This is a genomic window from Nocardia sp. TBRC8007 (genome assembly GCF_056629435.1).
In genome coordinates, this window is record NZ_JBWSOR010000058.1 from 1 (window position 1) to 8,409 (window position 8,409).

Consider the following 8,409-nt stretch of genomic DNA (forward strand, 5'->3'; position numbering starts at 1 on the left):
TACTGTTCACCGACGACAAACCGTCGTGGTCGACGAACCGGGTCCGCGGCACCTCCGCCAACGACAACACCTCAGTCGGACGCTTACGGATGACCACGTCGTAGCGGTAACGGGTCAACTCATTGACCGACAAACCCGCCTTGAGTTCGACAGCGACCGCGCCGATGTCGCCGATCTCGTCGGCCAACGCCCGGAAATACTCCGGCGCCACCAGCAACTCCTGTTCGGTAGCGATCTCGCGGCGGACCCGCTCCCGCACCGCCCGCGGATCGGTGTCCCCACCACGGGCGAGCTGCACCGCAGTCGTGAACTCCTCCAGCAGCGACAGATTCCGCACATCACCGATGAACAACCCACCCCCGGGCGCCAACACCCGCAGCACCTGTTCGATCACCCGCCGCAGATAAGCCGGACCGGGGAAATACTGGACCACCGAGTTCACCACCACGGTATCGAAATAGCCCTCGGGCAACCCTGCGAGATCATCGACCGCCGCGGTACGCAGGACGACCCGCTCGGTCCACTCCGCCCGCAGCGCGGCCAATCGCCGGTCGAGCGTCCGTACCGTCGCCGCCGACAGGTCCGTCGCCCAATACTGCTCACACTCCGGCACCAACCGCGACAACAACAACCCCGACCCGACACCGATCTCGAGGACTCGCTTACCTCCCAGGCTCCGGATCCGTTCGACCGTGCGCGCCCGCCACTCCCGCATCTGCTCCACCGGGATCGGCGCACCGGAATAACTACTGTTCCAGCCCCGGAAATCCTCACCGAACCCCACCCCGGACCCCGTCCCGGACTCCGCCGCGCCGGACAGATCGTCGTAGACCCGACGCCACTGCTCGACCAACTCCCCCTCCCCCGCCACACTGGACCGGTCGAGGACCACATACCCCACCAACTGTGTACCCGCCCCCGCCCCGGCCGCCTCCCGCGCCACGACCACCGCCTGCCCCACCGCCGGATGCGCCCCCAACACCGCCGCCACCTCCCCCGGCTCGACCCGAAACCCCCGAACCTTCACCTGCTCATCGACCCGACCCAGATACTCCAGCTCCCCAGCCACGGTCCACCGCACCACATCCCCGGTCCGATACACTCGACCCCCACCAGCGGCATCGAACGGATCAGCCACGAACTGTGTCGCCGTCAACCCCACCCGCCCGTGATACCCGCGCCCCAGCTGTGCACCGGCCACATACAACTCCCCCGCCACCCCCACCGGCACCGGCCGCAACCACGAATCCAACACGAACACCCGCATATTCCCCACCGGACGCCCGATCGGCACCGACGCCCCCACCCCACCCTCCTCTGGCAGTACCGACTGCGTCGTGTACACCGTCGCCTCGGTAGGTCCGTAGCCGTTGATGACGCGCACCCCCGGTAGCAGGGCCCTGGTCTGCTCCACGATCCGCGGCGTCAGCGGTTCACCGGCAAAGATGATGGTGTCGGCGATGATGCGCAGGGCGGGGTGGTCGAGCACTTCCGCGAACGCGGACGGCACTGTGCTGATCACTCCCCCTGACCAACCGCCCTGTTCGGCGAGGACCAGCACATCCCGCACCACCTCCACTGTCCCGCCTCCGCACAGAGTCGCGAACATCTCCAGGACAGAAACGTCGAACGCTGCCGAGGTACTCGCCAACACCTGGGTGGGCCCGTCCCCCAACAGTGGCCCCACCGCGACAACATGGTTGACCACGTTGCGGTGGGTGACCGCGACCCCCTTGGGGCGACCGGTCGAACCGGAGGTGTAGATCAGATACGCCAAATTGCCCGACCATAGCCGACCACGACGATCGGCGTCGGTCGGAGCGGTCGCACTGGGGTCCCAGGCAAGGGTCCCCGGAGCGTCGAGACACAGCGATTCCACTGTGGTCGCGGGCAGGGACGCGGCCGTGGCCCGGTCGGTCACCACGACCACCGGGGCCGCGTCGGTGAGCATGAATGTCAGCCGGTCGTGCGGGTAGGTCGGGTCCAACGGCAGGTAGGCGCCCCCGGCCTTCCACACCGCCAGCAACGTCACCATCAGCTCCGCCGACCGCGCCACCGCCACCGCCACCACGTCGTCAGGTCCCACCCCCCGCGCGATCAGCAGATGCGCCAGACGGTCGGCGCGGCTGTCGAGTTCCCGGTAGGACAGTTCCACACCGGCGCATACCACCGCCATCGCCTGCGGCGACCGCCGCACCCGTGCCTCGATCAACTCCACCATGGTGGTGTCGGTATCGACGGCCACCGTGGTGTCATTGTAATCCCGCAGCAGCCGGTCGCGTTCGGTAGTGGTGAGCACCTCCACCGCACCCACCGCCGCTTGCGGGGTGGCCGCCACCTGCCGCAACACCCGCACGTACCGGGCCGCGATCGCCTCGACCGTGCCCCGGTCGAACAGGTCGGTCGCGAACTCCACGAACCCGGCCAAACCCGCACCGTCGGGGGCATCACCGATATTGAACAGGAGGTCGAAGCGGGATGTCCTGGACGAGCAGACGAAGGGAGATATACCGATTCCGGGCAGCTCGATCACCGGTGGGGTGTTGTTCTGGAATACCAGCGCCACCTGGAACAACGGATGGTGCGCCGTCGAGCGCACCGGGTTGAGCAGCTCGACCAACAACTCGAACGGTGCGTCCTGGTTGGCGTAGGCGGCCAGCGCCTTTTCTCGTACCTGCCCGAGCAGGTCGGTGAACGAACCCGCCGGGGTGAGGTGTGCCCGCAGCACCAAGGTGTTGACGAAGAACCCGACCAGATCGGTCAACGCCTCCTCGGTGCGCCCGGCGATCGGCGACCCGAGCGGGATGTCGGTCCCTGCACCCAGGTGGTACAGCAACACCACCAGCCCCGCCTGCAGCACCATCGACTCCGTCGCGTCCTCCCGCCGCGCGAGCCGCTGCAGCAGCGTCCGGGTCTCTGCGTCGATCACCACCACCACGGTGTCACCGCGATAGCTCGCCACCCGTGGGCGGGGCCGGTCGGTCGGTAACGACAGCTGTGCGGGCAGCCCGACCAGTTCGTCCCGCCAATACGCCAGCTGTCGCGACAACACACTGTCGGGATCGGTGTGCTCGCCCAACAGTTGCCGCTGCCACAGTGTGTAGTCCGCGTACTGCACCGGCAACCGCACCCAGTCCGGGCTGCGGTCGTGGGTGCGTGCGGTGTAGGCGCTGGCCAGATCCCGCAGCAACGGCGCCAACGACCACCCGTCCCCGGCGATGTGGTGGATCAGCAGCAGCAGCACGTACTCATCGCGAGCATGGTCGTCTTCGGCCGGGCCGGTGCAGCGGAACACACTCGCCCGCACCGGGATCTGTGCCGACAGGTCGAACGTATACCGCGCCGCCGCGGCCACCGCCGCCTCTATGTCTACGTCCCCCACGTCCGATACCGATACCGGCACCTCGAATTGGCCGGCCTCGAGCACCCGCTGTACCGGCATCCCGTCGACCTCGGCGAATACCGTCCGCAGGCTCTCGTGCCGCCCCACCACATCGACGAGCGCAGCCCGCAACGCCGCCACATCCACCGCGCCCGTCAGCCGCACCCCCAACGGCATGTTGTAGGTCGCCGAGGGGCCCTCGAACCGGTGGATGAACCACAACCGCCGCTGCGCGAACGACACCGGTATCGGCTCCGGCCGCTTTGCGGCTGTCAATGCCGGACGCACCCGCACACCATCATCGAGCCGGGCGACCAGGGCTGCGACGGTGGGGGCGTCGAACACCACCCGGATCGGCACCTCTACCCCCAGGACCGTCCGGATCCGGCTCACCAGCCGCGTCGCCAGCAGCGAATGTCCCCCCAGATCGAAGAAGTCGTCGTCGAGCCCGACCCGGGCCACCCCGAGAACCTCCCCGAACAGCTCAACCAGCACCCGCTCCCGCTCCGAGCTCGGCGCCCGATACCCCACCCCGGACACGAATTCCGGGTCCGGTAACGCCGCGTGGTCGAGTTTCCCGTTCGGGGTCAACGGCATCGCCTCGACCGCGATCACCGCGGCCGGGACCATGAACTCCGGCAACCGCTCGGCCACGAAGCGGCGCACGTCCGCGGTCAGCAGGCTCGCCTGCGGATTGTTGGTATAGCGGGCAAGGTCCTTCCGCACCGCCGGTGCCGCGAACACATCGGTGAACTGTTTACCCCGCGCGAGCGTAGCGTCCACGAACACCGCGTCCATACACCCCGCGTGCGTCGACCACGTCACCGCGGTAATGAACCCCAGCCCCTCCCCGAGGGCATACAGATCCTCCGGGAGCAGTCCGGCACCGACTCGATCGACACCATGGGCCACGATCTGTTCGAACCCGATTCCACCGAGGCCGGGGCTGACCGACTGCCCCGCACGCAGCCGCTCGACCGCGCGGACATCGTCGACCACACCCAGATGCGGAATGTCCGTCAGTCGCAGACAACCACCCCGCGCCGCAACCAACATACTGTTCACCGACGACAAACCGTCGTGGTCGGTGAACCGGGTCCGCGGCACCTCCGCCAGCGACAACACCTCGGTCGGACGCTTACGGATGACCACGTCGTAGCGGTAACGAGTCAACTCATTGACCGAGCGGCCGGTTTTGAGTTCGACAGCGACCGCGCCGATCTCGTCGATCTCGGCAGCCAACGCCCGGAAATACTCCGGCGCCACCAGTAATTCCTGCTCGGTAGCGATCTCGCGGCGGACCCGCTCCCGCACACTTTGTGGATCGGTTGCCCCACCACGGGCGAGCTGCACCGCAGTCGTGAACTCCTCCAGCAGCGACAGATTCCGCACATCCCCGACGAACAACCCGCCCCCAGGCGCCAACAGGCGCAACACCTGTTCGACGACCCGCCGCAGATAAGCCTGGCCGGGGAAATACTGGACCACCGAATTCACCACCACGGTATCGAAATAGCCCTCGGGCAGCCCCGAAAGATCATCGGCTGCCGCGGTGTGGAGGAACACCCGCTCGGTCCACGCACACCGCAGGTGCGCGAGGTGTCGGTCGAGCGTTTCCACCGTCGCCGCCGACAGGTCCGTCGCCCAATACTCCCGACACTCCGGCGCCAACCGCGACAACAACAACCCCGACCCGACACCGATCTCGAGGACCCGCCCCGCCCCCAGGCGGCGGATCCGTGCCACCGTGTGCGCCCGCCACTCCCGCAGCTGCTCCACCGGGATCGGCGCCCCGGAATAACTGCTGTTCCAGCCTCCGAAATCCTCACCGAATCCCGCCTCGGCCCCGACACGATCCGCATTCTCCCCCCGGACGGACAGGTTGTCGTAGACCCGACGCCACTGCTCGACCAACTTCCCCTCCCCCACCACACCCGACCGGTCGAAATCCACATACCCCACCAACTGTGTACCCGCCCCCACCCCGGCGGCCTCCCGCGCCACCACCACCGCCTGCCCCACCGCCGGATGCGAACCCAACACCGCCGCCACCTCCCCCGGCTCCACCCGAAACCCCCGGATCTTCACCTGCTCATCGACCCGCCCCAGATACTCCAACTCCCCCGCCGCGGTCCACCGCACCACATCCCCGGTCCGATACACCCGCCCCCCACCAACGACATCGAACGGGTCGGCCACGAACCGTGCCGCCGTCAACCCCACCCGCCCGTGATACCCGCGCCCCACCTGCGCACCGGCCACATACAACTCCCCCACCACCCCCACCGGCACCGGCCGCAACCGGCCATCCAACACGAACACCCGCATATTCCCCACCGGACGCCCGATCGGCACCGACACCCCCACACCCCCCGCGCAGTCGTACACCGAGACACAAACAGTCGTCTCCGCCGGACCATAACCATTGACGACCCGCACCGCAGGACACAACGACATGAATCGACGCACCAGACCCGGAGAAAGCGCCGCACCACCCACATTCACCTCACGCAGACACCCCGAAAATGGTTGGGATGTCGACGACAGATGGTCGACCAACGCCGCAAGCAGAGGCGGCGTAACGAACATCTTCGTCACCCGCGAACCCCGCACCACTCGCGCGAGCACAGCGACATCAGCCCGCGACCCACCGACAACGACCACCCCGGCGCCTGCCACCAAGGTCGGCCATAGCTCGTGGGTCGAAGCATCGAAAGCGACCGAGGAATGCACCAACACCCGATCCTCCGGCGACACCGACCACGTCTGGGCGACAAACGACCGCAGATTACGGTGGGTGACCGCCACCCCCTTGGGACGACCGGTCGAACCGGACGTGTAGATCAGATACGCCAGATTCCCCGGACACACCCGACCACGGCGATCCACATCGGCCACAACGGCCGCAGCGGGATCACCGGTGAAGGTATCCAGATCCTCGACACACAACCTGTCCACCGCGACCGCCGGCAGGGCCGCGGCCGTGGCCCGGTCGGTCACCACCACCACCGGGGCGGCGTCGGCGAACACGAACGCCAACCGATCCGACGGATAAGACGGATCCACCGGCAGATACGCACCCCCGGCCTTCCACACCGCCACCAACGCCACCACCAACTCCACCGACCGGGGTAGCGCCACCGCCACCACCCGCTCGGGCCCCACCCCCCGCACCACCAACAGCTGTGCCAAACGGTCAGCACGCTCGCCGAGGTCCCGATAGGACAACTCCACCCCCCCACACACCACCGCCACCGCCTCCGGGGACCGCCGCACCCACCCCTCGATCAACTCCACCACAGTGGTATCGGTATCCACCGCCACCGTGGTGGCGTTGTAATCCCGCAACAACCGGACGCGTTCGGCGTCGGTAAGCACCTCCACCACCCCCACCGCCAGCTGCGGGGTGGCCGCCACCTGCCGCAACACCCGCACATACCGGGCCACGATCACCTCGACCGTCGCCCGGTCGAACAGCTCGGTCGCAAACTCCACGAACCCGGCCAATCCCGCACCGTCGGGAGCATCGTCGATGTTGAACCACAGATCGAAACGGGATGTCCCCGGCGAACAGAAGAAGGGCCGGATACCGATTCCGGGCAGGTCGATCGCGGGTAGTGTGTTGTTCTGGAAAGCCAACGCCACCTGGAACAACGGGTGGTGTGCCGTGGAGCGCACCGGGTTGAGCAACTCCACCAACAACTCGAACGGCGCATCCTGATTGGCGTAGGCCGCCAACGCCTTCTCCCGTACCTGCCCGAGCAGATCGGTGAACGAACCCGCCGCAGCAACTCGTGCCCGCAACACCCACGTATTGACGAAGAACCCGACCAGATCGGTCAACGCCTCCTCGGTACGCCCGGCGATCGGCGACCCGACCGGAATATCTACCCCCGCCCCCAGGTGATACAACAACACCACCAACCCCGCCTGCAACACCATCGACACCGTCGCGTCCTCCCGCCGCGCCAACCGCTGCAGCAACACCCGGGTCTCAGCATCGATCACCACCGCCACCGTGTCACCGCGATAGCTCGCCACCCGTGGCCGGGGCCGGTCGGTCGGCAACCGCAGTTGTTCGGGCAGCCCGGCCAGCTCGTCCCGCCAATACGCCAACTGCCGCGACAACACACTGTCGGGATCAGACTGCTCGCCCAACAGTTCCCGCTGCCACAACGTGTAGTCCACGTACTGCACCGGCAACGGCACCCAGTCCGGGCTGCGGCCGTGGATGCGCGCGGTGTAGGCGCTGGCCAGATCCCGCAGCAGCGGCGCCAACGACCATCCGTCTCCGGCGATGTGGTGGATCAGCAGCAGTAGCACGTACTCGTCGCGGGTATGGTCGTTCTCGACCGGACCGGTGTAGCGGAACACACTCGCCCGCACCGGGATCTGCGAGGCCAGGTCGAACGTATACCGCGCCGCCGCGGCGACCGCCGCCTCCATGTCCACGACTTCCGCCTCGGCCACTTCCACAGGCACCTCGAATTGCCCGGACTTGAGGACCCGCTGCACCGGTACCCCGTCGACGTCGGCGAACACCGTCCGCAGGCTCTCGTGCCGCCCCACCACATCGGTGAGCGCCGCCCGCAACGCCGCCACGTCCACCGCGCCCGACAGCCGCACCCCCAGCGGTATGTTGTAGGTGGCCGAGGGGCCCTCGAACCGGTGGATGAACCACAACCGCCGCTGCGCGAACGACACCGGCACCACCTCCGGGCGCCGCACTACCGCCAACACCGGCCGTACTGCGGTTTCGTCGTCGAGGCGGGGGGCCAGCCGGGCGACGGTAGGGGCGTCGAACACCACCCGGATCGCAACCTCCACCCCCAGGACCGTCCGGATGCGGCTCACCAGCCGGGTCGCCAACAGGGAATGTCCCCCCAAGTCGAAGAAGTCGTCGTCGATCCCGACCCGGACCATCCCGAGGACGTCCCCGAACAGCTCCGCCAGCACCCGTTCCCGATCCGACCGTGGTGCCCGATACGCCACCCGCGAGGCGAACTGCGGGTCCGGTAGTGCGGCGT

General features: G+C 67.7%; 1 protein-coding gene. It reads right to left on the reverse strand.

All coding sequences use genetic code 11. From position 1 onward, the window contains the following. A partial coding sequence (locus ACX4ZE_RS22255; RefSeq protein ID WP_480275417.1) for an amino acid adenylation domain-containing protein occupies positions 1-8,409 on the reverse strand: 8,409 nt, incomplete at both ends.